The 25908-nt window shown below is 46.6% G+C and carries 28 protein-coding genes; 12 read left to right on the plus strand and 16 right to left on the minus strand.

The genetic code is table 11. The features are described from left to right. Positions 1 to 36: 36 nt before the first annotated feature. Together L6J37_RS13905 and rpoS are read right to left on the minus strand one after the other, a co-directional pair. Complete coding sequence (locus L6J37_RS13905) at positions 37 to 582, minus strand: DUF1439 domain-containing protein (RefSeq protein WP_192013768.1); 546 nt, start codon at positions 580 to 582, stop codon at positions 37 to 39. Positions 583 to 767: 185 nt separating this feature from the next. Continuing rightward, positions 768 to 1643 (minus strand): RNA polymerase sigma factor RpoS, encoded by an 876-nt coding sequence (gene rpoS, locus L6J37_RS13910; protein ID WP_192013767.1) that lies wholly within the window; start codon positions 1641 to 1643, stop codon positions 768 to 770. Positions 1644 to 2039: 396 nt separating this feature from the next. Between rpoS and L6J37_RS13915 the strand changes: the two genes are divergently transcribed. Together L6J37_RS13915 and cutA are read left to right on the plus strand one after the other, a co-directional pair. Beyond that, positions 2040 to 2666: a LysE family translocator gene (locus tag L6J37_RS13915; protein WP_192013765.1), complete on the plus strand. Its 627-nt coding sequence runs from the start codon at positions 2040 to 2042 to the stop codon at positions 2664 to 2666. 26 nt (positions 2667 to 2692) lie between these two features. Continuing rightward, positions 2693 to 3016, plus strand: a complete 324-nt coding sequence (gene cutA / locus L6J37_RS13920) for a divalent-cation tolerance protein CutA (RefSeq protein ID WP_192013763.1) — start codon at positions 2693 to 2695, stop codon at positions 3014 to 3016. Between the two features lie 11 nt (positions 3017 to 3027). Here the strand turns inward: cutA and L6J37_RS13925 are convergent, their stop codons facing one another. Continuing rightward, positions 3028 to 4671, minus strand: coding sequence for an electron transfer flavoprotein-ubiquinone oxidoreductase (locus tag L6J37_RS13925; protein WP_192013762.1), 1644 nt, complete (start codon positions 4669 to 4671; stop codon positions 3028 to 3030). 181 nt (positions 4672 to 4852) lie between these two features. Between L6J37_RS13925 and L6J37_RS13930 the strand changes: the two genes are divergently transcribed. Beyond that, on the plus strand, positions 4853 to 5605 hold the full coding sequence (locus tag L6J37_RS13930; protein ID WP_218385733.1) for an electron transfer flavoprotein subunit beta/FixA family protein: 753 nt from the start codon (positions 4853 to 4855) through the stop codon (positions 5603 to 5605). Next, the gene (locus L6J37_RS13935) at positions 5602 to 6531 is read left to right on the plus strand and encodes an electron transfer flavoprotein subunit alpha/FixB family protein (RefSeq protein ID WP_192013760.1); all 930 of its coding nucleotides are present in this window, start codon (positions 5602 to 5604) and stop codon (positions 6529 to 6531) included. Before L6J37_RS13930 ends, L6J37_RS13935 begins: the two co-directional genes overlap by 4 nt. Positions 6532 to 6575: 44 nt before the next feature. On the opposite strand, the gene L6J37_RS13940 is transcribed toward L6J37_RS13935, so the two are convergent. After that, positions 6576 to 6983, minus strand: coding sequence for an SPOR domain-containing protein (locus L6J37_RS13940; protein WP_192013759.1), 408 nt, complete (start codon positions 6981 to 6983; stop codon positions 6576 to 6578). Positions 6984 to 7350: 367 nt separating this feature from the next. Between L6J37_RS13940 and L6J37_RS13945 the strand changes: the two genes are divergently transcribed. From L6J37_RS13945 to L6J37_RS13955, 3 genes are all read left to right on the plus strand, one after another. Beyond that, positions 7351 to 7737, plus strand: coding sequence for a LexA family protein (locus L6J37_RS13945; RefSeq protein ID WP_027251321.1), 387 nt, complete (start codon positions 7351 to 7353; stop codon positions 7735 to 7737). After that, complete coding sequence (locus L6J37_RS13950) at positions 7737 to 9041, plus strand: Y-family DNA polymerase (RefSeq protein WP_237795529.1); 1305 nt, start codon at positions 7737 to 7739, stop codon at positions 9039 to 9041. The genes L6J37_RS13945 and L6J37_RS13950 overlap by 1 nt, the downstream gene beginning before the upstream one ends. Positions 9042 to 9391: 350 nt before the next feature. Next, positions 9392 to 9778 carry a DUF3653 domain-containing protein gene (locus L6J37_RS13955; RefSeq protein ID WP_237795530.1) on the plus strand — a complete coding sequence of 129 codons (387 nt, stop codon included), beginning with the start codon at positions 9392 to 9394 and terminating at the stop codon, positions 9776 to 9778. 127 nt (positions 9779 to 9905) lie between these two features. Here L6J37_RS13955 and L6J37_RS13960 read toward each other — a convergent pair whose 3' ends face one another. Beyond that, a complete protein-coding gene (locus L6J37_RS13960; protein WP_237795531.1) occupies positions 9906 to 10370 on the minus strand; it encodes a type II toxin-antitoxin system death-on-curing family toxin in 465 nt (154 codons plus the stop codon). Further along, positions 10367 to 10525, minus strand: a complete 159-nt coding sequence (locus L6J37_RS13965) for a hypothetical protein (RefSeq protein WP_237795532.1) — start codon at positions 10523 to 10525, stop codon at positions 10367 to 10369. Before L6J37_RS13965 ends, L6J37_RS13960 begins: the two co-directional genes overlap by 4 nt. A 237-nt stretch (positions 10526 to 10762) precedes the next feature. Here L6J37_RS13965 and L6J37_RS13970 point away from each other — a divergent pair, with 237 nt between their 5' ends. After that, positions 10763 to 11014 (plus strand): keratin, encoded by a 252-nt coding sequence (locus tag L6J37_RS13970; RefSeq protein WP_237795534.1) that lies wholly within the window; start codon positions 10763 to 10765, stop codon positions 11012 to 11014. 384 nt (positions 11015 to 11398) lie between these two features. On the opposite strand, the gene yciH is transcribed toward L6J37_RS13970, so the two are convergent. After that, a complete protein-coding gene (gene yciH / locus L6J37_RS13975; protein ID WP_192013757.1) occupies positions 11399 to 11722 on the minus strand; it encodes a stress response translation initiation inhibitor YciH in 324 nt (107 codons plus the stop codon). 118 nt (positions 11723 to 11840) lie between these two features. On the opposite strand from yciH, the gene L6J37_RS13980 reads away from it, so the two are divergent. The 3 genes from L6J37_RS13980 to L6J37_RS13990 all read left to right on the plus strand — a co-directional run bounded on the left by L6J37_RS13980 (position 11841) and on the right by L6J37_RS13990 (position 14143). Then, entirely contained in the window at positions 11841 to 12452 is a 612-nt protein-coding gene (locus tag L6J37_RS13980) for an HAD family hydrolase (protein ID WP_218385739.1), read from the plus strand. Between the two features lie 107 nt (positions 12453 to 12559). Continuing rightward, positions 12560 to 13069, plus strand: a complete 510-nt coding sequence (locus L6J37_RS13985; protein WP_237795535.1) for an ATP-dependent zinc protease family protein — start codon at positions 12560 to 12562, stop codon at positions 13067 to 13069. Positions 13070 to 13174: 105 nt separating this feature from the next. Next, entirely contained in the window at positions 13175 to 14143 is a 969-nt protein-coding gene (locus L6J37_RS13990; RefSeq protein WP_237795536.1) for a tyrosine-type recombinase/integrase, read from the plus strand. Positions 14144 to 14151: 8 nt separating this feature from the next. Here L6J37_RS13990 and L6J37_RS13995 read toward each other — a convergent pair whose 3' ends face one another. From L6J37_RS13995 to L6J37_RS14005, 4 genes are all read right to left on the minus strand, one after another. Then, positions 14152 to 14784, minus strand: coding sequence for a putative adenosine monophosphate-protein transferase Fic (locus tag L6J37_RS13995; RefSeq protein ID WP_237795537.1), 633 nt, complete (start codon positions 14782 to 14784; stop codon positions 14152 to 14154). Beyond that, positions 14774 to 14974, minus strand: coding sequence for a YhfG family protein (locus L6J37_RS21500; RefSeq protein WP_370630696.1), 201 nt, complete (start codon positions 14972 to 14974; stop codon positions 14774 to 14776). Before L6J37_RS21500 ends, L6J37_RS13995 begins: the two co-directional genes overlap by 11 nt. A 61-nt stretch (positions 14975 to 15035) precedes the next feature. Further along, positions 15036 to 16043, minus strand: a complete 1008-nt coding sequence (locus L6J37_RS14000; protein ID WP_237795538.1) for a D-alanine--D-alanine ligase — start codon at positions 16041 to 16043, stop codon at positions 15036 to 15038. Between the two features lie 232 nt (positions 16044 to 16275). Continuing rightward, a complete protein-coding gene (locus L6J37_RS14005; protein ID WP_192013746.1) occupies positions 16276 to 16950 on the minus strand; it encodes an SPOR domain-containing protein in 675 nt (224 codons plus the stop codon). 350 nt (positions 16951 to 17300) lie between these two features. On the opposite strand from L6J37_RS14005, the gene L6J37_RS14010 reads away from it, so the two are divergent. Further along, the gene (locus L6J37_RS14010; protein WP_237795539.1) at positions 17301 to 20012 is read left to right on the plus strand and encodes a bifunctional acetate--CoA ligase family protein/GNAT family N-acetyltransferase; all 2712 of its coding nucleotides are present in this window, start codon (positions 17301 to 17303) and stop codon (positions 20010 to 20012) included. A gap of 132 nt (positions 20013 to 20144) precedes the next feature. Here the strand turns inward: L6J37_RS14010 and L6J37_RS14015 are convergent, their stop codons facing one another. From L6J37_RS14015 to L6J37_RS14035, 5 genes are all read right to left on the minus strand, one after another. Beyond that, positions 20145 to 21065: a LysR family transcriptional regulator gene (locus tag L6J37_RS14015; protein WP_192013742.1), complete on the minus strand. Its 921-nt coding sequence runs from the start codon at positions 21063 to 21065 to the stop codon at positions 20145 to 20147. A 70-nt stretch (positions 21066 to 21135) separates the two neighbouring features. Beyond that, positions 21136 to 22314, minus strand: a complete 1179-nt coding sequence (locus tag L6J37_RS14020) for an ABC transporter permease (RefSeq protein ID WP_237795540.1) — start codon at positions 22312 to 22314, stop codon at positions 21136 to 21138. Continuing rightward, the gene (locus L6J37_RS14025; RefSeq protein ID WP_237795541.1) at positions 22311 to 23462 is read right to left on the minus strand and encodes an ABC transporter permease; all 1152 of its coding nucleotides are present in this window, start codon (positions 23460 to 23462) and stop codon (positions 22311 to 22313) included. The genes L6J37_RS14020 and L6J37_RS14025 overlap by 4 nt, the downstream gene beginning before the upstream one ends. Before the next feature lies 1 nt (position 23463). Then, on the minus strand, positions 23464 to 24441 hold the full coding sequence (locus L6J37_RS14030; RefSeq protein ID WP_237795542.1) for an HlyD family secretion protein: 978 nt from the start codon (positions 24439 to 24441) through the stop codon (positions 23464 to 23466). Between the two features lies 1 nt (position 24442). Continuing rightward, positions 24443 to 25873 carry a TolC family protein gene (locus L6J37_RS14035; protein WP_192014520.1) on the minus strand — a complete coding sequence of 477 codons (1431 nt, stop codon included), beginning with the start codon at positions 25871 to 25873 and terminating at the stop codon, positions 24443 to 24445. Positions 25874 to 25908: the final 35 nt, after the last annotated feature.

Raw genomic sequence — 25908 nt, forward strand, 5'->3', positions numbered from 1 at the left:
ATTGCACAGTGCTTTTATTACCTAAAGACCGGCTTATCAAATTTGAATCACCAGAGAATGATTCTTGATTTTGAGTTCTGGTCTGGCAGTTTTCAGAAGCGATTGCTTAAAGTCGTCTTCCTGGAGTTTGTAGACAGGTATCTTCAATAGATATTGTCCCACGATCTCAATGAGAGGAGAAAGTACCTGGCTACTGGCAAAGGGACCTAGCGTATTTGGGGTAATATCCAGAGATTCTACTTTCAAATTATTCAGGTAAACAGCCCCTTCACTTTTGTCGTAATAGGGGATCGCACTGAAGTTGACATTGATAGCCACTTTTTGCTGCGGTTGACCCTTGATACTGATATCTGCTTTAGATTTTGCTTCGAGATTAATACGATCCGATGCCGAACGACCGATGCCTACTTTGATGTCGTTAAACAGAACATGAGCCTGAACGAAGCCGCCAAACCCTACCTTTTGCTCTACACGTGCTTGTTTATCAAGGTAATTCTGTACTTCTTGTTCCGTAATACTATAACTGGCACAAGAAGTCAGTAAAACGACAGAAGCGAGGAAACACAGTTTTCTGAATATCATGATCTCTACACTGTTAACTGAATGGGTTAACCCAAATTATGAGTAAAATACAAATGTCTGCCAAGCAATTTGGCAGTAAGGATTTTTGCTTTATGGTTAGGATAGGGTGTCAGAGTTTTGTCAAATGCCGTGAAATGAGAAAAGCCTGGTATATTACCAGGCTTTATTGTTGTAAAAACAGTCAATTACGCTATTTCGGAAAATAACATCTCCAGGCTGTAATTCTCACGCTGAAGGGCATTTTTCAACTTATTCAACGAGCTTACCTGCAGTTGTCGGATTCGTTCACGGGTAAGACCCACTTCCTCTGCCACCTCCTGAAGAGTCTGCGCTTCATAGCCAAGTAACCCGAAGCGACGACACAGTATTTCTCTGTCTCGTTCATTCAGGCTCTTCAGCATAGTCAGAGCGAGAGCATGGATGTCTGATTGATCCATCGAGGCATCCGGAGCGGTCATGTTGGTATCAGCGATGAAAGCAGCGATGGAATTTGAGTTGCTGTCGTCCGACAAAGATTGATCGATAGAAACCACAGGTGTGTCGTAGGACAGGACTTCTGAAATTTCATCTACAGATTTTTGCATTTTTTCAGCAACCTGCTCGTGAGTAGGCTCCTGATTACTGTTTTTCATCAGCTGTTTGTGCGTACGAAGTATGGTATTGATTTCCTTTGATACGTGAACAGGTAAGCGGATGGTTCTTCCCTGGTTGTGGATCGCACGTTCAATGGTTTGCTTAATCCACCAAGTAGCGTACGTCGAAAAACGGAACCCACGTTCAGGATCAAATTTTTCAACAGCAGTAATTAAACCAATATTGCCTTCATCAATTAAGTCGCTAAGCTGCATCGTGCTGCCGCGATATTTCTTAGCGATACTGACCACCAAACGCAAATTACTCTCAATCATGACAGATTTTGCGTGTGGGTCGCCAGCCAGACTTTTACGACTGTATTGAACTTCTTCTTCTTTACTGAGTAGTGATTTATGCGAGATTTCCTGCAAATACAAATGAATAACATCAGTATCAAAGCTACTTACTTCCTGTGTATTGACATCCATATCTGGTCCCCTCTACAAGGTTTGAGCAAGCTAACTATTTTTTCGTGTTTTTATTGCAGTACCAGAAAACACTAACACACAGATGTTACACAATCTATTCACAGGAAATACAAAGTTGCCATAAAGGTATACTTATTTGTTATTAGGCGATTTGAATTTCATCGCTTTTGTTCTTAAAAGGAATAATTAACCTGAGTGTCAATATTCATTCCCGTCGCTAATTTCAGCACGAGATGCGAAATTCTTGATTTTTTATGAAATTTGATGCTTTATATTCTCTTACGCTCGGTGTGATTTCAGTCGTTAATCAGATAAAATTACCCCTGATTAACCTTTGTTTTGTTATGGTCTTCTTGTAAAAAATCAAGTGCTCACAACTTTAAGGTGAAGATAAAAATGGAGTTTCAAACACTTTTACTTTTTGCTCTGGCCTCAATCAGCCTTAACTTAGTACCGGGGCCAGATGTTATCTATATTGTGTCGAACGCTATGCGTGGAAAGATGCAATTAGGCATTCAAGCGGCTCTGGGACTAGGAATAGGGTATTTGGGACATACGCTGGCTGCTGTGCTTGGGCTTTCAACGATTATACTCAGCTCAGCTTTTTTATTTAGCGTAATAAAATACTTAGGGGCAGCGTATTTACTCTATTTGGGTATTTCGTCGATTAGAAACAGTATCCGTGGTAAGAGTCAACTGACAGCTTCCGCACCAGTAAAATCAACATCGAATGTGTTTATGCAAGGCGTGATTGTTAGCGTTCTGAATCCTAAAGTTGCCTTGTTTTTTCTGTCTTTTCTGCCTCAATTTATTGATGTCAGCGCTGGCCAGGTCACAATACAACTTTTGACCCTTGGCTTACTGTTCAGTGTTTTAGCCACTTGTATTAACTTACTTTACGCCATGTTGGGTAGTTTTGTTTTTGGTAACCCTAAAATGTCAGGTTATGCGAAAGCGATTGAGGGTGTTTCTGGTGGTTTACTGGTTGCCTTAAGTGCCAAAGTGGCACTGACGCAGCGTTGATCAATCCTGAATATTAAGGTGGGAAGATGTTAAAGAAAGGATACTGTGTCGTTCTGACCACTTTTTCAGATGATAAGGTGGGTGAGGCAATTATCCATTCTCTGCTGAACAAACATCTGGCTGCCTGCGTTCAGGTGCAGAGTATTGACAGTTATTACCACTGGAAAGGCAAAATCCAGTCTGACAAAGAAAAACTGGTTGTCATTAAAACAACTCAAGACAGGTATTCAGAAGTCGAAGCCGATATCCTGGCGAATCATAACTATGAAACGCCGGAAATCATTTGCCTACCCATTGAAGCCGGTTATCAGGCCTATCTCGATTGGGTGCGCGTAGAGACGCACCCTTGAGCTGATCACATTCACATCGAGCGATAATTGGGCCCGCTACCGCCTTCTGGTGGAGTCCAGATAATGTTCTGGGACGGATCTTTTATATCGCATGTTTTACAATGAATGCAGTTTCCGGCATTGATTTGAAATCGTTTCTGTCCGTTATTTTCTACAATTTCATACACGCCCGCCGGACAGTATCGCTGGCTAGGCTCGGCATACTTGTCCAGGTGCATTTTTATCGGCAACTCTTTATCTTGCAGTATCAAGTGGCATGGCTGGTTTTCATCATGTTTAACAGTTGATAGAAAAACAGATGAAGTTCGGTCAAAACTGAGTTTTCCGTCCGGTTTAGGGTATAAAAGCGGTTCAGTCTGATTGGTCATTTTCAGGGTTTGATAGTCTTGTTTATCATCCCGAAATGAAAACAGGCTTTTTTTCAGAATATTAAATTCTAACGTTGCGATGGCTCCACCAACTAATGTGCCTAAGCGATGCACCTGAGAGGTGAAGTTTCTGGCTTCAAAGAGCTCCTCTTTCAGCCATGAGTCCTCGAACAGCGAAGAATAATCGGGTGATGTGTGCGAGTGGTTAACGGCTAGCTCCGAAAAAACCGCCTCAGCAGCGAGCATGCCAGATTTCATTGCAGTATGAGAGCCTTTGATTTTTGCACTGTTTAGCGTCCCAGCATCACACCCAATCAGTAATCCGCCAGGAAAGCTTTGCTCTGGCAGGGCATGCAGTCCGCCCTTTGTAATAGCACGTGCCCCGTAAGAAATACGCTCCCCGCCGTTTAACACAGAGGCGAAAACCGGATGGTGTTTCATTTGCTGAAACTCATCAAAAGGGCTGAGATAAGGGTGCTGATAATTCAGGTCGATCACTAATCCGACAGACACAAGGTTATCGCCAATATGGTACATAAAGCCCCCACCTGAGGTTTGGGTCTGGCTGAGTGGCCAACCGGAAGTATGTACGACAAGCCCAGCCCGGTGTTGTTCTGCCGGAATTTCCCACAGTTCTTTAAAGCCAATTGCGTAATGCTGGGGCGCTTTATCTTTATCCAGTTCGAAACGATCTATGACGGCTTTTCCTAAGTGCCCGCGAGAACCTTCAGCAATAAGCGTATATTTTGCTTCAAGTAAGATACCTGGCTGAAAACCTGGTTTTTCATTACCTTGCTTGTCGCGTCCCATATCAGTCGTCATGATCCCAGCCACGGCACCAGAGTCGTTAAAAAATAATTCAGCTGCAGCAAATCCCGGAAAAATGGATACTCCCAGCGCTTCTGCCTGTTGAGCCAGCCAGCGACATAATTCGCCCAGACTGATAATGAAGTTCCCATCATTCTGAAGGGGGGAAGGAACAAGTACTGAAGGGATACAGAACTGATTGTACTGATTGGAGAGCCAATACACCTTATCATCCTGAACCCGGGTATAAAGTGGTGCCTCGCGGCTTTGCCAATCAGGAAACAACTCATTTAATGGTCTGGGTTCAAACAAGGCACCGGATATGATGTGCGAGCCAACTTCCGCCCCTTTTTCGATCACACAAACCGATAACTCCTTTCCACTCTCCTTAGCCAGTTGCATCAGCCGACATGCCGCTGACAACCCCGCTGGACCGGCTCCGACAATGATCACATCAAACGCCATGCTTTCTCTTTCCATGCCCCATGTCCCTTTGTATTAAGACTATGAGTAACTGTAGTCCAGTTGACGTAAACGTAAACCCGAACCACACTCAATGCAAAAGACATCTCTCGGCTTTTGAATGCCCGATTGGGAACTTTTCAATCAGGTATCTTGCCGTACTTCTTCATTAACATATTGATTTGCAAAGGAGCCGCCAGTGAAAGTGTTAGTCGCAATCAAAAGGGTGATAGACCCGTATGTGAAGATTCGTGTTAAATCCGACGGCTCAGGCGTTGAACAGCATAATGTTAAAATGGCCATTAATCCTTTTTGCGAAATTGCCATAGAAGAAGCGGTTCGCATGAAAGAAGCCGGCTCGGCCAGTGAGGTGGTTGTAGTCAGCGTGGGTGAAACGAGCTGCCAGGAACAGCTCCGTACTGCTTTGGCACTTGGCGCAGACAGAGCAATTCACATTGATAGTGCCGCACAAGCTGAGCCTCTGAATATTGCACGCATTCTTCACGCCCTTGTAAAAATTGAATCGCCTGATCTAGTGATTATGGGCAAGCAGTCAATTGATTCAGATAACAATCAAGTCGCTCAAATGTTAGCCGCCATGTCTGGCTTTCCTCAGGGGACTTTTGCCTCAAAGATTGAAGTAGATAACGGTTTCATCAAAGTAACACGAGAAATTGATGGCGGTTTGGAAACCGTCAAGTTACGGCTGCCTGCGGTAGTCAGTACAGATCTCCGGTTGAATGAGCCCAGATATGCCTCATTACCCAATATCATGAAAGCGAAGCAAAAACCGTTAGATGTTATCAGCTTGGATGGTCTTGGTGTGACGCTGTCACAAAACCAGGAATTACTGGCAGTTTCATCACCACCTGCTCGCCAGGGGGGCACAAAAGTAAGTTCAGTCTCTGAATTGGTTGATAAACTAAAAAATGAAGCCAAGGTGATCTCATGAGTGTACTTATCATTGCAGAACACGACAATCATACGTTGTCACCTGAAACATCCAAGGTGATAACTGCAAGTCAGTCACTGGAGAGCGACTGTCAGGTATTGGTAGCGGGTTATCAATGCCAGGCTGTTGCAGAGCAAGCCGCTGGCATTGCGGGTGTGAGTAAAGTACTTCTGGCCGATCATCCTGTGTACACGCATTGGCTGGCTGAAAATATGTCAGCGGTTATCGCCGAACTATCAGCCGATTATTCTCACTTACTGATGGCAGCAACGACAACCGGAAAAAACATATTACCGCGTGTTGCCGGTCTTCTGGATGTTGGATTACTGGCCGATGTCGTCAGCATCGAGTCTGCCGATACCGTAATCCGACCGATATATGCAGGGAATGCACTAGCCAAAGTGAAGTCGCTAGATAGTAAAAAGCTGATTACTGTGCGTGCTTCAGCATTTACCTCTTCAGCAACAAGCGGGGCAGCGGCCCCAATTGTCGAACTAGAAAAAGTGATCGAATCACCGAACTCTGAATATGTGTCCAGTGAAATTACGCAAAGTAGCCGCCCAGAATTGCCAGCTGCGCGTGTGGTGGTTTCCGGTGGCCGGGGGCTTGGAGATAAAGCACATTTCGCAATGATAGAAACGCTGGCGGATAAACTTGGCGGCGCTGTGGGGGCTTCCCGAGCGGCTGTCGATGCGGGCTTTGTGTCAAACGATCTGCAAGTTGGGCAGACCGGTAAAATTGTTGCGCCAGAGCTGTATATTGCTGTTGGTATTTCAGGAGCAATACAGCACTTGGCTGGGATGAAAGATGCGAAAGTGATTGTCGCCATCAACAAAGATCCTGATGCTCCAATCTTTGATATCGCTGACTATGGGTTAGTCGGTGACTTGTTTGAGATCTTACCTGAACTCATCGAAAAGCTTTAATGTGAAGGGTCAGAAGTGCGCCCAGACAGTCTGAGCGCATTTCTTTAACGCATACGAAAAACGTCAGTTTGCTTATCACTTTGCACTTCCGCAAAACTGCGGACGAACGGACCTTGTGCCAATATACGAGGCGACAATGTTTGAATACGCTGCTTCGCTTCTTGTTTAGTGGCAAAATCGCCATAAATAACAGCGTACCAGCTCTTACCTAAACTATGTTTCCAGTTAACCCAAATTGGATCCTGCCCTGGGATTTCCCGCAGATAACCGCGAATATCTCTTTCTTCACTCAGAGCCAGCACCTGAATAGTGTAACGATTAGGGTCTAAATGCCCATACGCTTCTTCTGTTGTCATTTTTCCGACGCACTGCCCAGTGTGATACTGCTGGTCAGGCTGTAAAGCACAGCCACTGAGCACGACCAGTGCTAAAATCATGATGATTTTTCGCATTTTCATTCTCCAATTCCAATCCCTGTCACCAACAGGCGGCCAGTTTAGCAATAAGATAAACTGGTGATCGGATAAATCCCTAAATTAGCGTTGAGTTTGTTGTTTTTTAAAGCAGACTTGCCCGTTTTTTTGCAAATATGTAGCAGCATGAGTGCTATGAGCGCAAGAATACCATGGTACTGTATATAAAAACAGTCCCATCAACATCGCTTCAGTGTAAGACAAAGATTTATACATTTTATTTCGGTGTTTCAGTGCATTAGAAACACTCTGAACTTTTCAGAGCCATGCCGCATTTTTTCTCTGTTCAGTACGCCAATAACCTTTTATACTGTTTTTATATACAGTATAAGTTGAGAGGGTAACAATGGCTGTATTACCTTTGTTTATTGAATCTGTTCGGTGCGGCTTTCCCTCACCAGCTGAAGGGCATGAAGAATCACTGGAACTGATGGATTATCTCATTCGCCATCCCAATGCCACTTTTGTACTGAAAGCGTCTGGCGAGTCTATGACGGGGGCCGGCATTTACGATGGCGATTTATTAGTTGTGGACCGTGCTGAAGCTGTGCTGCCGGGCCGGATTGTCATTGCCCGTATCTTCGATGAGTTCACGTGTAAGCGTCTCATTCGACATAACAATACCTGGTGGTTAAAAGCTGAAAACCCGGCGATGAAGCCATTTCCTATGCCGGAGGACTCTGAAATTTTTGGCGTGGTTACACGTAATATTCATAACTTGCTGGAGCGCTAATGACTCAAACAGTATCAGGAAACAAGGATCAGGTTTGGGCGCTGGTTGATGTTCAGAGTTTTTATACAGCCTGCGAGCAATTATTTGACCCCAAACTAGCAAACAAGCCTGTTGTGGTGCTTTCAAATAACGATGGCTGCTGTGTTGCTATTAATGCACAAGCAAAAGCGGCAGGGATAAAACGTGGGGCAGTATGGTACAAAATTGAGCGAGAAGCTAAACACGCAGGTGTTGAGGTACGCAGTTCAAATTACAGTCTGTATGCTGATATGAGCCAGCGTTTTATCGACGAGTTGAGGCAGTTTTCTCCTCAGGTTGAGCAATACTCTATTGATGAAGCGTTTATACGCTTAGACGGTTTGGCAACTGAAACACTGACAAGTTATGGAAAAAGTATTGTAGAAGCAATCAGTAACAGGCTTGGTTTAGCTGTTCGTGTTGGCATTGGTACTTCACCGACATTGGCGAAACTTGCAAACAATGCAGCCAAACGCTACGAAAACAGAGTGCATGGCGTGCTTCATATTCAAACAGAACGGCAAAGACAGTGGTTGCTGGAAAGAATGGATGTTCAGGAAGTGTGGGGGATTGGAACACGATTGGCCACCCGACTGAAAACCAGTGGTATAACAACAGCGTGGCAATTAGCAAATCAGGATGTTGCGTTTATGCGTCAACTCTGGAATGTAGGCCTAACTCGTACAGTATTAGAGCTCCAGGGAATCAGTTGCATTGATCCAGGAGATATTGATGTAACGAAAAAACAAATTCTCTCGAGCCGGAGCTTTGGTGTCGATATTACGGATCAACAAGAATTACAATCAGCTCTTGCTTTCCATTGCCATCGTGCAGGTGAAAAACTGAGAAAACAGGGGAGTCAAGCGTCCTCTGTTGGGGTTTATATACGAACAAATCGCTATAAACAGTTACCTCAACACAATAAAAGCAGTATGGAATCCTTGGTTTGTCCGACTCAGGATACACAAAAACTGATCATTTCTGCACAAGCGCAGCTGGCTAAAATGTATCGTCCTGGTTATTCATATCAAAAAATTGGCGTCATGCTGAATGAGCTTAGCCCTGTGAGTCAGAACAAACTTCAGCTAGACATGTTTAGCGGAGATGCGCTGCAAGAAAGCAAACGCCGTGATCTCATGCTCATCACCGACAGGCTCAATACGCGCTATAAGAATGGCCTTAAACCGGCATCCGTTATCGCAACCAGCAATTGGCACATGCGGCAAGCCTTCCGATCCAACCGATGGACAACTATGCTGGACGAAATACCAGTGGCAAAGTGTTAAGCATCATTTGTAGTGCTGGTATAACCTTGCTTAATCAACGTCATAGGCCATGACAGAGGCAATAGAAATATCACGGGCAGTGATAAGTTAACTCGACATTTATACTTTGCAGAAAATAGACACTTTAGCTTTGCGACACCAACTTTAGTGCGCATAACATAGATTATGTTAAATGATTATTTAATTGATAAGATTCACAAAATAGAGAAATACCAGCAGCAAAAAGCCTATCAGGCGATCACATGTGACAGCTTACCTCAGATTTTTGGGGGCTTTGGGCGTAACTAAGCGCTCTAGCCCTCGAAATCATCATTTTTTCATTTTTTGGTGATTTTTTTGAGGTACATCACATGTCGAAACGCCTACGGGACATTCAATTTCAGGACGAATTGTATTCATGCGGTTATATTCAACGTCAGCTGAACGACATCTTTTTATACGAGTTCGACTCTCCCCAAGAGGCAGCTGGATATCTGGGCTGTTCTGTATCGTCGATTTACCGCTACATGGCCACTCGCTCATGGCCTGTAGCACAGGCACGTTTGCTGCTACTGAAGCACCGTGGTTTCATGCCGACTACTAAGCCGTGGCAAGGTTTTCAGATCAGAGATGAGCGTCTGATTACCCCCACTGGTCGCGAGTTCACTGCCCGGGATTTAACGATCCCGAAAGTGATAGAGAGCAATGAAAACTGGCAGTTGATCATGAGAAATCAGAAGCGATTGAGGAAGGGATAACGACATTAGTTTGCAATCAAAACCTGCGCCGGCAATCGTTGGCCAGGTTTCAGTCTGCTATCATTTTGTTGTTCTGCAGCTGCCGGCCAGGAAAAGTTTTGCTATCAAAAAAGCCCCTTGATGGGGCTTATTTATCACGTCCAAACCATTCGGCAATTTTGTATATGCCAACACCAAGCGCAGAGATGGTGTAGATAATGGCAAGTGAATTGCCAAAACTTTGGGCGTCTATTTTCCCTTCAGCAACCTTCACCATCATTTCAGTCCATGAGTCACTTCTGGAAAGAGCACTGATGATCTTTTCCTGCTCAGGAACCGGAAAGCCATTGGCCTCAAGCACCGCTATCATTGCGACGAACGCTGTTCGCTTATTGCCATCAACGAAGGCATGGCCTCTGGCAATGGCAACGGCATAGTGAGCGGCAAGCTCAAAGGCCGTAGATATGCCTTCATAGGTGGAGATGTTCTTCACTCGGCCTGCAACAGCTTCCAGTTTATGGATGTGAACACCTTGAACACCGGGTTCAGTAGACAGAATGAAGTCGTGTATTTCCAGAATGTCTTCAGCTTCAAGAAACAGCAGGCCGCTCATCGGTCGGCAAGCTCCTTGATGGTCTCTTTATGATCTGTCATGACCTTCTTGACGGTTCTCAACAGCTTAGACCGTGGAATGCGCTCAAAGGTCACAGGCTCATCGGCATGGCGCTTGATATCTTCTTTCGCGAGCTGCTGTATGGTTTTTGTCATGGGCGTATCCCTAGTTCAATTTGTTTGTCTTTGTTTGTAGTCATAACTAACTATACAAGGGAACGATATTGCCGCCAAGGTGATTCCAAACTCGCGCCTGACATTTTGCTATCATAACTCGCGCCGGCACCTGGCATCCGGATTTAAATTTGCCATCATTTCGAAGGTGGCCAGCTGCCAGCCAGGAAAAGTTTTGCTATCATTCTTGCCATCGATGCGCCTGGACTAAAAGGAATAATGATGGCAGTTACCATTCGAAACACGGAAGAACACGAGAAGATGCTGGATAACCTGAAGCACCAGACTGGCAAAACCACGGTTTCCAAAGCGTTGATTCAGGGAGGCTATGACGCCCTACACTACCGGAAAAGCTACGAGAGTGAGAAAGCCAGCCGTGAACAGGCAGAACACGAACTCAGGGCGTTAAAGAGAAAGGTGCAGCAATACTTTACCAGTAAAGCTGATCTGGAATCTGTTATCGGCAGCTAAATCCGATTTGCTATCAAAACTCGCGCCGGCGCCTGGTGTCCGGATTCGATTTTGCAATCATCTGGATGACCTGCAGCAAATTACCTGGTTTGTTTTTGCAATCAAAAAGCCCCGAAATCCGGGGCTTCAATTTAACCATAACGCTGATTTACCATAAAATAGGTAATTCACACTTGTATTTAAGTCCTGCTGCAAATTGTCAGTTTGCCTGGCCCTTCAATGTCAGGTGGAATTACCTAAGACCGACGAACGCCAATGTGTTCGTCGGGATCTCTTAAAGTGCGCAGGCAATCTTGTCGGCGTGTATACGTTGTGAATTCAGGTTGCGCTGATTAGATCCTGGTTGGCTGCTGAAACCAGGATTGCCAGACTGATGTAAGCCTCTCAGCCACCGGCTAATTTTACCGTGTGTCCCTTTTTCTCAAGGGTGGTTTTGATGAGATCGCGTTTATCACCCTGAATTTCTATGGTTCCATCTTTTACAGAACCGCCGCAGCCACAGACTTTTTTTAACTCAGCGGCCAAAAGCTTGAGCTCAGCATCATTCATATCCAACCCTGTGACAATACAGACTCCCTTTCCTTTACGGCCTTTTGTCTGGCGCTGAATTCGTACCACGCCATCGCCTTTCAGACGTTCCGGGACTGTTTTCTCTTCTTTAATTCTGCCTGCATCTGTTGAATAGACTAATCGGCTGTTATCACTCATGAAATTGACCCCAATAACTGCTTTAAAAGTGTGACCTGGCCATCAGGTTGAATATAGAAGCTTGCGACCAGGCTAAGCCCGAATATTATCAATAAATAGGCCTCTAACGGAAACGCATATGATTCATAACGTAGTTTTTGACTTTGGTGCTGTGCTGTTTGATTGGAACCCGCACAAAATCGTCTCTACTTTCACTCAGTCAACTTACGAACAAGACATACTGCTGACACATGTACTTCAGCACCCTGACTGGTTGGCTTTGGATCGCGGTACAATGTTGATGGCCGAGGTTATCCCTAAATTTGCTGCTCGTACCGGTTTTCCAGAGGCAAGAATGGAAGATTTCATCGATCACATTCAAAACAGTCTGACTGTGATAGATGCGTCGAAAAACTTACTTGAAGACTTACTGGAACAAGATTTTAACCTGTACTATCTCACGAACATGAGTAGCGCCTTTTTCGACACGCTCAACGATAAGCATGATTTCATTTCATTATTCAATGGTGGTCTGGTTTCTGCTAAAGAGCTATTGATGAAGCCAGAACCTGAAATATTCCAATCACTTATGTTAAAATACGCGTTTAGTCCAGAAGATACGTATTTTATCGATGACAATGAAGACAATGTGCTTGCGGCCAGAAAGTTGGGCATAACAGCCATTCGTTTTTCACCCACACCTGCTTGTTATCAACAGATTCGCTCAGCATTGAGACTAAAGGTTGATTAGCTGAACCTAAGCTTACCTCATCAGACCTTTAACTTTAAGCTGAACAAACATACGTAACTTATGTTTATAGTGATCATATTTACGATTGGCACTTTTTTGGAGGTTCCGTGAAAAAAGCATTGATTCCGTTAATGTTAGTTGTATTTGCATTTAACAGCCCCTCTTCCTTGGCTGACAGTCGACCTCTCGAAAAAAAATCCATTGTTGGTCAGGTTGAAACTATCAATGTCCAGGATTTGGAACTCGAATATAAAGCCCGAATTGATACTGGCGCGAACACGTCTTCGATCAATGCTTACGATATCCGTATATTAGGTGATAAAAGCGAGGATATGCGTGAAAATCTAGGCAATATGGTGGAATTCAAGACAAAAAATGAAAAAGGTGAAACAACCACCCACAAAGCCAAAATAGTTAAAGTCAGTAAAATCCGTAATGCTCAAGGTGTTGAACGCCGTTATGCAGTAAAAATGGATTTAAGCTGGAACGGTGAGCATAAACAAGTCACAGTAAACTTGCGAAACCGTAGTAAGCTGGAATACAAACTGTTGCTCGGCAGAAACTGGCTGATGGGCGACTATTTGGTTGATGTAGAAAAGTCAGATGAGGACGACTAACCTTCCGTTTTGGCGAACTATTTAATGTTTGTTACATGCCGTCTTGTTTATGAGGCGGCTTAGTATATAGTATTTTTTATCAATAAATAAGTTATAGTGCATTAAATGAAGAAAATTCCTCCCATTGCTGATGAAAATAAGAAAAAAGACAGTATCAAGGTCTTCACACTCCCTATAGAAGATATTGAAATCTGGGAAGTTTTAACGCATAAGCAGTATTCACCAAACACATTGCTTGCTTTCAAAAATGACTGGAATAACTTCCTTCAATACTGCCTGGACAAACAGGCCATTCCTTTGCCGGCAACGGTGAAAACGGTACATAACTTTATTGATACGATGGCCAAGAAACGCAAGCTGGCAAGTCTTAAGCGTTACATTGTCACAATCGGGCTGGTTCACCGCTGTCATGCCCTCCCCGATCCCTGCCGTCATACTGAAGTCAGGCTGGTACTGAATAAATATTGTGTAGAAAAAAAAGACGACTATAAAAACGCGAACGCCTTCAGAGATGATCACTTGCAACAGCTGGTTGATGTTTTCTCTCTCTCCACCAAACCTAAAGACATTCGCGATCTGGCGATTTGGGCTGTCATGTTTGAAGCAATGCTCAAGCGGAGTGAACTGGCAGCACTGACCATTGAAAATATCTCGATTGACGCGTCTGGACTTATCAGTCTGCATATCCAGGAGTACACGATTGCATTAAGTACCATCGCATCTCGTAGTATGCAGCGTTGGCTTACGGTAGGCATGATTGAATCAGGTGTTATTTTTCGAAGAATTGATCGTCATGGCAATATTGGCGAGCAACCGCTTGACCATTCATCCATCTACCGGGTGTTTCGCCGTGCTGGTGAAGAACTCGGACTCAGCCAGGACAGTATTTTTTCAGGTCAGTCGCCCAGGGTGGGAGCCGCCAAAGATTTATCTGATGCTGGCGTATCCATTCCTGACATCCAATCCCAAGGCCGCTGGAAGAGCCCAGCTATGCCAGCACAGTATGTAGGCCATAAAGATAAACACGATACGGAAATTGCGAAATACGTGAAGAAAAAAGACTGGGAAAAGTAAGTGTAGATTTAAGCGCCTGGGCCGGATGCCCACTGAGGTTGAACCACTGCATGAATCGGTTGAGTGATTCTTTCGAACAAGCCTTCCAAAGGAGCCATAATGCCAAAGTAACCCGCCTGATTCGCTTCGACCCACTCTTTAAGGTTAATACCTTCCCAACAGATTTCGAATCCGGCATTGAGGGCCAGAATTTCAAAGAAAATACGTTGGACGCGCCCATTCCCTTCCCTGAACGGGTGTATGACATTCAATTCACAGTAATAATGGGCAATGCGGCGAATAAAATGATCAAAGTCCAGCCCACAAAGATGTGACTCATCAGCCAGTGAAGCAAAAAGACGAGTCGCCTCTCTTTCAATATTCCTGGCATGACAAAAACGACTCTGGCCTTTGGTGATGTCAACACCTCGTATGTCACCGGCCCAGGGATATAAATCCTGAAACAGAGTGAAATGTATTTGTCTCAGATAGGCTAAATCAAATCGGTCAAACTCAGGTACAAAGTGCTCTGCCCGGACCCGTGTGAAATCCCGCTCAGCCAGAGCGAGCTCTTCTTCATCGTTGATATTCAGTAAGTTGATAAGAACAGCCGAACCGGGGTAGCAATCAGGATCCTGCTGAACACCATATTTATCTCGCATAATGCTTCTTTAACCGAGCGATTTGTTCATATTCGGACACGGGTGGTTCATGTGGCGACTCTGTACCTGGCGCCCCATCTAATTCAAAGCCCTCCAGCTTTAAACTGGCTCTGTAGTTCTTGTTCTGCATAGCTTTAAAACGCGCAGCTTTCTGTTTGTTCGTCAGCATAGGGTTCTTTTTCAGTCTCATCGTCAGTATTGCAGCCAATGAAAAAAACGCCAGTCAGGCTGGCGTTTTTAAAAAAGTAAAATCACTGGTTGAATGGATGAACAGCACTTTTGATAGCTTTCTCAAGATAATCCGTAAACGTGTGTCCATGATGAGCCAGCATCTGAGGAAACATAGATATCGGTGTCATGCCAGGGAAAGTATTGATTTCATTAAGAAGAATGTCACCCTCTTCACTCAGGAAGAAATCAATCCGTGACAGATCTTTTAACTTCATATGGACAAACGCTTTTCTGGCATAACTGCGAATGGCTTCAATCTGTTCGTCTGTAATATCAGACGCTTCAACAGAGGTGGTCGAATGGCTTTCTGTGCTGTATTTTTCTTCGTAGGTGTAGAATTTACCATCCGGACAGGTCACTTCCCCTGGCTTGGTGACAATCAACTCATCGCCATACTGATAAGCAGCGACTTCTAACTCTCTGGGCTTGATGGCTTTTTCAACCAAAACCTGTTCTGAAAAGGTAAACGCCTTGTTCAGCGATTCGATCAGGCTTTCCTGATCTGTCGCTTTATAACAGCCCACTGATGACCCTTGGCAGGCCGCTTTAACAAAAACACTTCCCCAACGGGCTAATGCATCTTGGGCAGTACGTAACGATTCTTCGTCTTGCTCGCTGAGAAACACATAAGGTGTGTTAGGAATACCCAGCGCATCAAACCACAGTTTGGTCGTGATCTTGTTGAAACAATTTGTGCTGGCCTGAGGGCCACAACCGAAGTAAGGCACAGCGGCTATTTCAAGTAAAGATTGCAAATCGCCTGTTTCACCGGGGTAGCCGTGGACACACGGAATGACGTAATCAACGGGGAGCTTCTCACCAGACTCAGACTGGATACTGCGATCCAGGTTCAACTGCCAGCGCTGACCTTCTCTGTCAAACCAGCCGTCTTTTTGCATTTCTATGCGGATATAGCGAATGCCATCAATCGCTTGTAGGTTTTGTTCTATGAAATTGGCAGAAACCAAAGACACTTCGTGTTCTGCGCTGCCACCGCCACAAAGAAGTAAAACGTGAATTGGATTCATCTTGATCCCTTGTAAAACGTAACCTGCCGATCATGGCAGGCCAAAATTTGTTTGTACCACCGGGTTTCATCTGTTCTGAAGGATGATATTACGAAGTACCCCCGGCAGCCTTCAGGGCATCAACTATTGCATCTTATCTACCAGGCATCAAGCTATTGGCCTGATTCCCTGCAGTGAAAGCGGTCAACGATGCAAAAAATAAGCTCTTCCAGGGAAGAGCTTATCGGGAGGATTAATGTATCTTGGTCAGCTTAGGCTCAGGTGACTGATGAATCTTGGCCAGACTACGAACAAAGGGGCCGAACGAACGGATCTCTGCAGGCAAATCTTTGATGGCAGCCTGGGCTTCCTGAACAGTATCAAAGTGTCCGTAAAGTAAAGTGTACCAAGGCTTTTCGTGGAAAGTTTTCTGATTCACCCACACCGGTTGCTGTCCTGGCAACTTAGCAATGTATGAGGCAAAACCACTATTTTTACTTACACCCAGCACCTGAACAGTGAATCCCGATACAGGTTCCGTCACATATTCATAGCTGGCTTTCGCCGTTTGTGACTCATTGTTCTTCGAAGCTGCCGCGACAGAGTCAGCCATTGGCTCAGGCTCTGCGATTAGAGCCACGGATGTTCCCTCAGCCGCTGCTGGTGCGTCTACGGGGGCAATCTCCTGATCAAGTGGGACAACTTCATCTGTGATTGCTATATCAACAGGGTTCAGAGGTGGAATCGGTTCATTTAACTGCTCAACCGCCATCGGTTCAGCCGTTGCTCCCTGTTCTACGGCCATTGCCGCTTGTTCCTGTTCATCCAATGTTGGAACCACAGTGCCATTCATTGTCTGACGCTCATTATCTAGCGCACAGCCTGTTAAAGCTGATGTAATTGCAACCATTAAGGCAATTTTTTTCATTATCATCGTGCCTGATCAAATTTGTCTTTAAAAAGATTTTGCACCCCGACCTGATGCCAATCAAGCCTGCATCACTCTGTATGCGATAGAATTGGCGTTATGTCACAGGTTCAACGTTATATCAATAATAGATTGATTTTTTATGTGAATTCCAGTTTTAAATAAAATTGTGCAATATAAAAATACAAAGAATGAAGCGCAGCACCTTCTTCTTTTTCAAACAATGTCGAATGGGTTCCATTACACTCACAGCAGTGAATAATCAGCAGCTCAATCATACAACCAAGCTAAGAAAAATGATTGTCTGTCGTTGAGTGTTAATTCTTTACGAAATACTGAGAGAAAATGCCATGAAAGGACTCGAGTCACTACTGAAGCCACGTTCTGTCGCCATTATCGGCGCATCGGATAACCCCAAGCGTGCCGGTTATGTGGTTATCAAAAACCTGCTGTCCGCTAACTTTCATGGGCCCATCATGCCAGTGACCCCCAAATATGACGCAGTTGCAGGGGTATTAGCCTATCCAGACATCGAGAGTCTGCCTCGTGTTCCAGATCTGGCTGTTTTATGTACCAATAGTGTCAGAAACGTCAGTATTATCGATCAATTAGGCCGCAAAGGCGTCAAACTGGCCGTAGTATTAGCGGCAGGAATGAACGCAGAGCCCGACAGTGACGGTGTCACAGAAGATGTGCGCATGTATGAAACCGCCAGACAATACGGAATGCGACTTATCGGGCCAAACAGCATGGGGATGATCTTACCCTGGCATAATCTCAATGCGTCTTTCTCACCGGTTTCCGCCAACAAAGGCAATATTGCTTTCATTTCACAGTCTGCGGCAGTCTGTACCACGATTCTGGACTGGGCCAAGAACAAGAATATTGGCTTTTCGACCTTTATATCGTTGGGAGATACCTGCGATATTGGTTTTGATGAACTGTTAGATACCTTGTGCCGTGACAGCAAAACACAGGCTATCTTGCTGTATATCGACTCAATACGTGATGCCAGACGCTTCATGTCAGCTGCACGAGCAGCGGCTCGGACCCGGCGAATACTGGTGCTGAAAAGTGGCCGGACAAAAATTGGCAGTGCTGCTGCCCATCTTCACACAGGAGGAGAAATCGGTCTGGATGCTGTCTATGATGCCGCCATCAAACGCTCGGGGATGCTGCGGGTGCATAATACCCATGATCTGTTTGCGGCAGTGGAAACACTGGCTCACGCTGTGCCTTTGCGAGGCGAACGTTTAGCAATACTAACCAATGGTGGCGGGCCTGCGATTATGGCCGTTGATGCCCTCAGTGAACGTGGCGGAAAGCTCGCGACACTACGCCAGGAGACTATCGCTAAACTTTCTGCTGTATTGCCGGCCTGCTGGTCTCAATCTAACCCGATTGATATCGTCGGGGATGCCGATATCGCTCGTTATGAGGCGGCAACCAAGATTCTGTTAGATAGCGACGATTTCGATGCCCTGCTCATTATGCACTCTCCTTCTGCCATTGCACCGAGCAAAGAGACCGCTGAGCACATGGTCAAAGTATTGCAACAGCACCCCCGTACCCTGCATTTCAACATCCTCAGTAACTGGGCCGGAGAAAATCAGGCGTTGAAAGCCAGGCAGGTTTTCACACAGTCCGGCTTTCCAGCGTACCGAACACCGGAAAGTGCTGTTACCGCCTTTATGCACCTGGTGGAGTACCGGCGCAACCAGAAACAGCTGATGGAAACCCCGTCTTCATTCGGTGAGACCCAGAGCAACCCGGGGTTGGTTCATCAATTATTGGATCAGTTACTCGATCAGAAAATCTATCATCTGGAAACGCACGAAGTACGCCCTGTGCTGGAAAGCTATGGTTTTCATACTCTGCCGACCTGGATTGCGTCAGAGCCCGCTGAAGCCGCACATATTGCCGAGCAGATTGGCTATCCGGTTGCCGTCAAATTGCGCTCCCCTGATATTCGCCATAAATCAGAAGTACATGGTGTCATGCTGCATCTGCGAACGGCAGCAGAGGTTGCCAATGCCTCTCAGGCGATTCTGGATCGTGTTTCCTACAACTTCCCGAAAGCCCGTATTGACGGCTTGCTGGTGCAGCGCATGGCCAACCGTTCCGGTGCACAGGAATTACGCATTGCTGTTCACACCGATCCCGTGTTCGGGCCTGTTATTCTTATTGGTGATGAAGCTGCAGAGTGGGATATCCATCGTGATGCCGCCGTTGCTATTCCACCACTTAATATGGCGCTGGCGCGATACCTTGTCATCAATGCCCTGAAAACAGGAAAAATTAAACAGCGCAGTTTGCCGGATCGATTGGACATCCCTGCACTCTGCAAACTACTGGTTAAGCTTTCACAGCTGATCATTGATTGCCCGGAAATCATTGAACTGGATATACACCCCTTACTGGCAGCGGGTGAAGACATGACAGTGATCGATGCTTCCATGACCATTCACCCCTTTAATGGTGACACACAACAAAGGCTGGCTATTCGGCCTTATCCAAAAGAGCTGGAAATTTACACTTCACTGAAAGACGGTTCGCCGATATTACTTCGCCCGATTCGCCCGGAAGATGAACCCGGCCACAAAGCTTTCATTGCGCAGGTTTCACATGATGACCTGTACAGCCGTTTTTTCTCTGAAGTCGGTGAATTCAATCATGAAGCATTGGCGAATCTCACTCAGATTGATTACGACCGTGAGATGGCCTTTATTGCGGTGCGGCTTGCGCCTGATTCACACACCGAAACCGACATTATTGGTGTCAGTCGTGCGGTCTCCGATCCCACCAACGAAGAAGCGGAGTTTGCGGTGTTGGTTCGCTCTGATCTCAAAGGGCAAGGGCTGGGGAGCATCTTGCTCAATACCATAATTCAATATTGTAAGCAGCGGGGTTTACAGCGGTTGACCGGGATAACCATGCCCAATAACCAGGGAATGCTGTCACTTGCCAGAAAGAGTGGCTTTCAGGTAGAGATTCATTTTGAAGACAAAACGGCGGAGCTTCTGTTGGTGTTACAAGACGACAACCAGTCTGACCACGGTTAAATAATCACCACTGCCATAGTCGGTGGTTTAGAAGTGACAATAAAAAGGCTGACCATATGCCAAAGGTCAGCCTGCTTTTTCATGGCATACTGAGTGACCAAGCGGGTCGAAAAACATCGACACAAACATGCGTCAGTTCAGATGCTTTTTCCATAACTGCTCAAGGTGTTTGATCGCCCAGGCTTTTGCCTTGCCCATGCGGCTGCGATTCCAGGCCAGGACCAGTTCAAACTCTCTGACAGGATTATCCCCCACCATGGCCAGCTTGCCTGTTGCTAAATCATCCTGAATGAAAAAACTGGGGATTGTCGCAACACCAAGGCCGGCACGTAAGGCATTCAACTTGTCATTCATGCTGGAAACTGTAAGTAACGGCTGCTCTTCAAGAATATTGTGCGTTATCGGCGGCAGATTTCGTGCGGTATCTGCAACTGCTATGCCTCGGTATTGCTGACGAATGACAGGATCGAGCGGGTTATCATGTTTATGAATCGGGTGATCAGGGTGAGCAACCCAAACGATATCCATTTTGCCGAGAGGCTGAATTTTCACTTCCGGTGGCGCGACACTTGGCGGAGGAGCAATCAGAATATCGGCTCTGTCCTGTGCGAGCGCTTCCCAGCATCCGGCCAGAATTTCTTCACGAAACTTCAGACGGGTCTTACTTTTCTTTGCCAATGCATCAACAAGCGGAAACATCAGATCGAGCTTAATCAAACCGTCGTAGGCAATCGTGAGATCTAATTCCCAGCCGTGTGCCAGCGCTGTTGCATCCGAGACCATTTCATCCGCCGCGGATAATAATAACCGCCCCCTGTCCAGCAACAGCCGGCCAGCTTTGGTAAACGCGGCTTTATGACCGGAACGGTCGAAGATAACCAGATCCAGATCTTGTTCCAGTTTCTGAACCTGGTAACTCAGGGAAGATGGCGCTCGGCCGAGTTCTTCTGAGGCCGCAGCAAAACTGCCGCGACGCTCAATAGCATCTAAAACCATCAATGCTTCAAAGGATAATAACCGGTTCACTTTCAATCCCTGTGCCAATACAGCCATTTATTATGAGGCTGTTTTAACACATTCATCTTAAAATGCCTATCTGTACAATAACGCTCAATGCATCATGTTAAACTGTTGCCGAGGCCTGCGAAAGCTGTCCTCGACGACGGCGATTTCTGTATACCAAGCCTAAAGCGACCAGTGAATACAGAACAGCCAGCCCCCAAAGCTGAAACCACCAGGCGATAATCTGGCTAAAACTCGCTCCCATCTGATTTAACCGCAGGAATCCGTTAATCGCTGGCGTAGAAGGCACCCATTGTGCCAGCCAATAAACCGGAGCTGGCAGTGCGGATACGGGCCATACGAAACCAGCCGAGAACACCAAAGGCAGTGAACTGAGCAGCACGATGACCGTAGCCAGTTCCTTACGGGGGATCAGCTCTCCGATAACTATGCCTAACGCAGTTACTGAGATCAGAAACGGCACTGTCAGCATCAGGATGTCGCCGATTAAAGCCTGCCGACCGATGCCGTAATACTCAAAACTCAGTCCAAAGTAGTAAGCAGACAGAGGCAGATAGATCACGGAAAACAAGCAGATACGTGTGAAGATCATTCGCCAGGGTGAGCAGGTGTGCCAGTAACCCGACACGCCGGAACGATGCATTTCATTCTGAGCCGCCCCTACTAATGCAGAGCCAATCAACAGTGTCTGATGGAGTATCAGTACGAACACAGCAGGGACAACGTAATTGATATAACCCATGGTCGGGTTAAATACCGGACGCATATTCAGTTTCAGCGACGCGTACTTTTCGGAAGCTAACGCCAGGTTCTCGCCTTCAAGAATCATACGGGCCACTTTTGCTTCAGCGCTGAGCGTTCCTGTGGCTGTCGCCAGCCCTTCAACAACAGTACCGTAAACAAGAAACAGCGCCGCATCACCGGCGAAAGAGACTGTCGGGCTGGTACCAAGCAGGAGATCCCGGTAAAAGTGCTCAGGGATCACTAGCATCCCTTTCACCTCTTGTGCCTGAATCCAGTTTTTTGCTTCTTCAATACTTGCGGCTGTTTTCGTCACGGCCACCTGAGGTGTCGCATCAACCATGCGTATCAGTGCCCTACTAACTGCACTGTTATCCAGATTAACAACTGCAATCTGCTGTTCGCGAGGAAGCTGGTTTGAATAAGGCAGCGGGTAAATAAGCGAATACATTAAAACGCCGCCAAACACGGTGAAGATAATCGCAGGGTTGGTGAACACCGCTTTCAATTCACTCAGAAACAATTGACGCCAGCTCATACACCGCCCTCCAGCTGGCGTTTGCGCCAGACCAGCATTTTCAGCATAGCCAGTGCCATTGCCAGCAGAAACACCGCAAGCGCCATCATCTGAGGCATAGCTTGCTGTAAACCCGTCCCATAGTTAACCTGCTGAACCTGAATTTCAATGTAATGACTGACAGGCAACAGCGCCCGCCAGCCTGTCGCAATGGCTGGCATATCTGTCGCAGGAAAGGTTATCCCCATAAAAGCAAACGCCGGCGCTGAAAACCCGGCCACGAAGCTCATTGCCCGGGTAACATCCATTGCAAGGAAAAAGAACAGCACAGCCACACTCTGGCAAGCAATCACCATTAAACATTGTGCCACCAGCAAAATGCTCCAGCTACCGTGCATAGGCCAGCCCAGCAGCGAATACATGCCCCACAGAAACAACACACCTTGCAGAATAAAAACCGCCGCATAAGGTATAAGCTTGCTGACGAGTTGCTTCACCGGGTGTTGCCCCAGCCAGGCCAGTAATCCTTGCCGCCGCTGCTCTGCCGCCAGTGCCATGACAGTCGTGGCAATGATAAATATCTGCCACATGGCAGGAATAGCCGCCGAGACCAGAAACTGCCCATAGTGCGAGTTACTGTTAAATAACGGGGTTATCTGATTGCGGACTGGCAAGGCCTGCCCCAGCGCCTGTAGCGGTACTGGCGTGCCAGACACCATATTACTTACCGTATCTATACTGGCGGCATAGGTAGTCTGCGCCGACACGAAAGCACTGTTTATCAGCTTGGCAATCAAAATAAACTGGGCGTTATAAAACACTGTCACAGACGGAGATCGCCCGAGCAATGTGTCTTTTTCCAGAGAATCAGGAATCACCACCAGCGCATAAATCTCACCGCTCCGCATTAACGCTGTGCCTTCTTCCACCTCGCTCAATTGTCGGGCAACCGACAGGGTCGGGCTGGCATCGTAGTATCGGATCAATCCGCGGGACAGGCGGCTGTGATCCAGATCGACCACACCGACGGGCAGATCGCGGGCGATCCCTTGCGAGAATATCCACCACATCAGAACAAACAGACTTAAAGGCAAAAAGAACAGCATCGCCTTCAGCCAGGGTTCCTGACGTATGAGCCGCCACTCTCGCTGCATTGTGTTTAACCACATATCAGCGCTCTACCAACACACTCATACCGACACGCAATCCATCAACGGGCTGCAACGGACGCGCTTCAACTTCAAAAGTGCGCATATCGAATCCTTGCTGGGTATCCGTTGCCCGCCATGTCGCAAAATCTCCCATGACGGAAACATGCGTCACAGTAAACGGGAACGTTTGATCTCCCAATGCCGGCACCTTAGCTTCAAATTGAGTGCCTTTGGCAAAATCGGCCAGCCTGTCTTCACGGACATGAAACACCGCCCAGGCATCGTCCATATCTATGATGCTGACAACCGGAAACCCCTGTGGTGCCAATTCGCCACCATGAAGCAGGATCTGGCTGACCTCGCCATCATGCCAGCTGGAGATTTTGGTATCCGCCGCATAGGCTTCGACTTCTGCGACAGCCCCGGCAGCCATACGCTTTTTTTCCTGCGCAGCGCGTTTGGTTTCTTCCCGCGCCCCTTCTTTGGCCATTTCAAACATCTGATAAGCCGCTTGCTCTGTATAACGGGCCGCCTGCCATTGCGTATAGGCTTCATCCCTTTTCTGCTCAGCTACAACGCCGTCGCGATAGAGATTATTTATCCGTCGATAGGTTTTTTCACCCAGCGCCGATGCCGCTTTGGCTTTTTGCCACTGATCGCTGGCCGCCGCAACTTCCTGAGCACGTGCGCCATTTTGTGCTTCGTCAGCCAGTGCCCCGGCCGCCTGTTGACTGGCTTTTGCCTGCTCGAGCTTGGCATCAATTTCAGGGCTCAGTAAGGTAAAGATCAATTGCCCTTCGGTGACTTTATCCCCTTTTCGCACCAGTACCTGATCGATACGACCGGCGACTTTTGAGGAGATATTATATTGCTGAGCTTCAACCTGGCCCTGTAATCGCTCAGCATTCGGCTGATAGGCGTTCCAGAACCGGTATCCCAACCAAGCGACCAGCACAACAGCCGGTAATGCGACAGCAAGAGTTTTTAGCTTACTCATTTCAGTTAACCTTAAGTCCTTTGTAATTTTCATATTGGTTGAAGGTATTGATATCACCGCTGACAGCCAGTAATCGCGACAATGCTGTGACATAGTGATAAGCCGCTGCCAGGCGCTGCGTTTTTACACTCGCCAGATACAATTCGGCATCTACCACATCCAGAGAGGTCGACAGACCCTGACTAAAGGCTTTCTCACGTAACACCACACTTTCCTCGGCCAGTGCAATATTGGAGGCCAACCCGTCATATTCTTCCAATGCCTGAGAAGCTTCACGGTATGTTTTCTCCACTAACACGCTCAGATCCTGCTCAGCCTGTGCGCGCAGGTAATTCACCTGTGTCATTGCACTGTGAGCCGCTTTTACCTTGTCTGAACGGCCTGAAGAGTCGAGTAGCGGTATACTGACACCAACACCCACAGCCCAGTCTGGCGTTGTTTTCGCTGCGAGCGTGTCTTCTTCATAAAGGTTGTAATTACCGTAAAGAAAAACCTCAGGGTAATATTTGCCCTTTTCTGCATCTAACACGCCATTGGCCTGCGTTTTCTTGGCATCAAGAATATGAAGACCGGGGTAATCACTAAGGGTTTTATCAATAAAGGTGGTCATTGCCGGTAACCCTTCATTAACGAACAAGGACGTTGAAGGCAATGCGGGGGTTTGTAATTTAAGTAGCCTTGTCAGGGCAACTTGCGCAATTTCCAGATCGCGCTGGGCTTTAAGACGCTCAACACGGGCTTTATCAAAAGACGACTGTGCCTGCAAACGTTCGACTTTGGCTATCTGCCCTTGCGATTCTAACTTCAGGGCATTTTTATAATGCTTTTCCAACCCACGTTCCGCCTCCTGACGTGTGTCCAGCACTTGCTGCGCTAACACCACACCAAAATAATAGGTCGACAGATCTTCAAACTTGGCATGCTCTTTCATCTCAAGCATATATCTGGCTTCCTGGGTTTTTCCTTTCGCGATGTCCTGAGCCGCCATCACTCTTCCCCCGAGAAATACCGGCCAGATAGCACGAACTGAACTGGTCAGAATATCTCTGTCGGTAAGTTGTGAGGTAAACATTTTGTCGAATTGCCCCGGTGTCATTCCCATGAGCTGGGCCAGACCACCTAAACTGTTTGCCTGACTGCGCCCGGCTGGGGTGCTCGCAATCAAATCCGAAGGCGCAATCTCAATAGGACCGTCCAGATAGGTATAATTGGCTGATACTGTCACTCTGGGTAACGACAGTGCTTTCGACGCCTCTTGCAGGTATGCGGCCTTTTCTACGTTGCTTTTTTCTGCCGCCAGTTCATCGCTATTGTTTCGGACAATTCGCCACGCATCGTCAAAACTGACAGTCGCCGCTTTCACAGGAAAACACACGGAACTTATCAGTAGTGCCAGGGAGATGGGTTTAGCCAGAGTCGGCCTTACATTCATCATATATCCTTAATGACCTCAAGAATGATTGTCCA

It is taken from the genome of Photobacterium sp. WH77 (assembly GCF_022014395.1).
In the GTDB taxonomy this organism is placed as follows: Bacteria; Pseudomonadota; Gammaproteobacteria; order Enterobacterales; family Vibrionaceae; genus Photobacterium; species Photobacterium arenosum.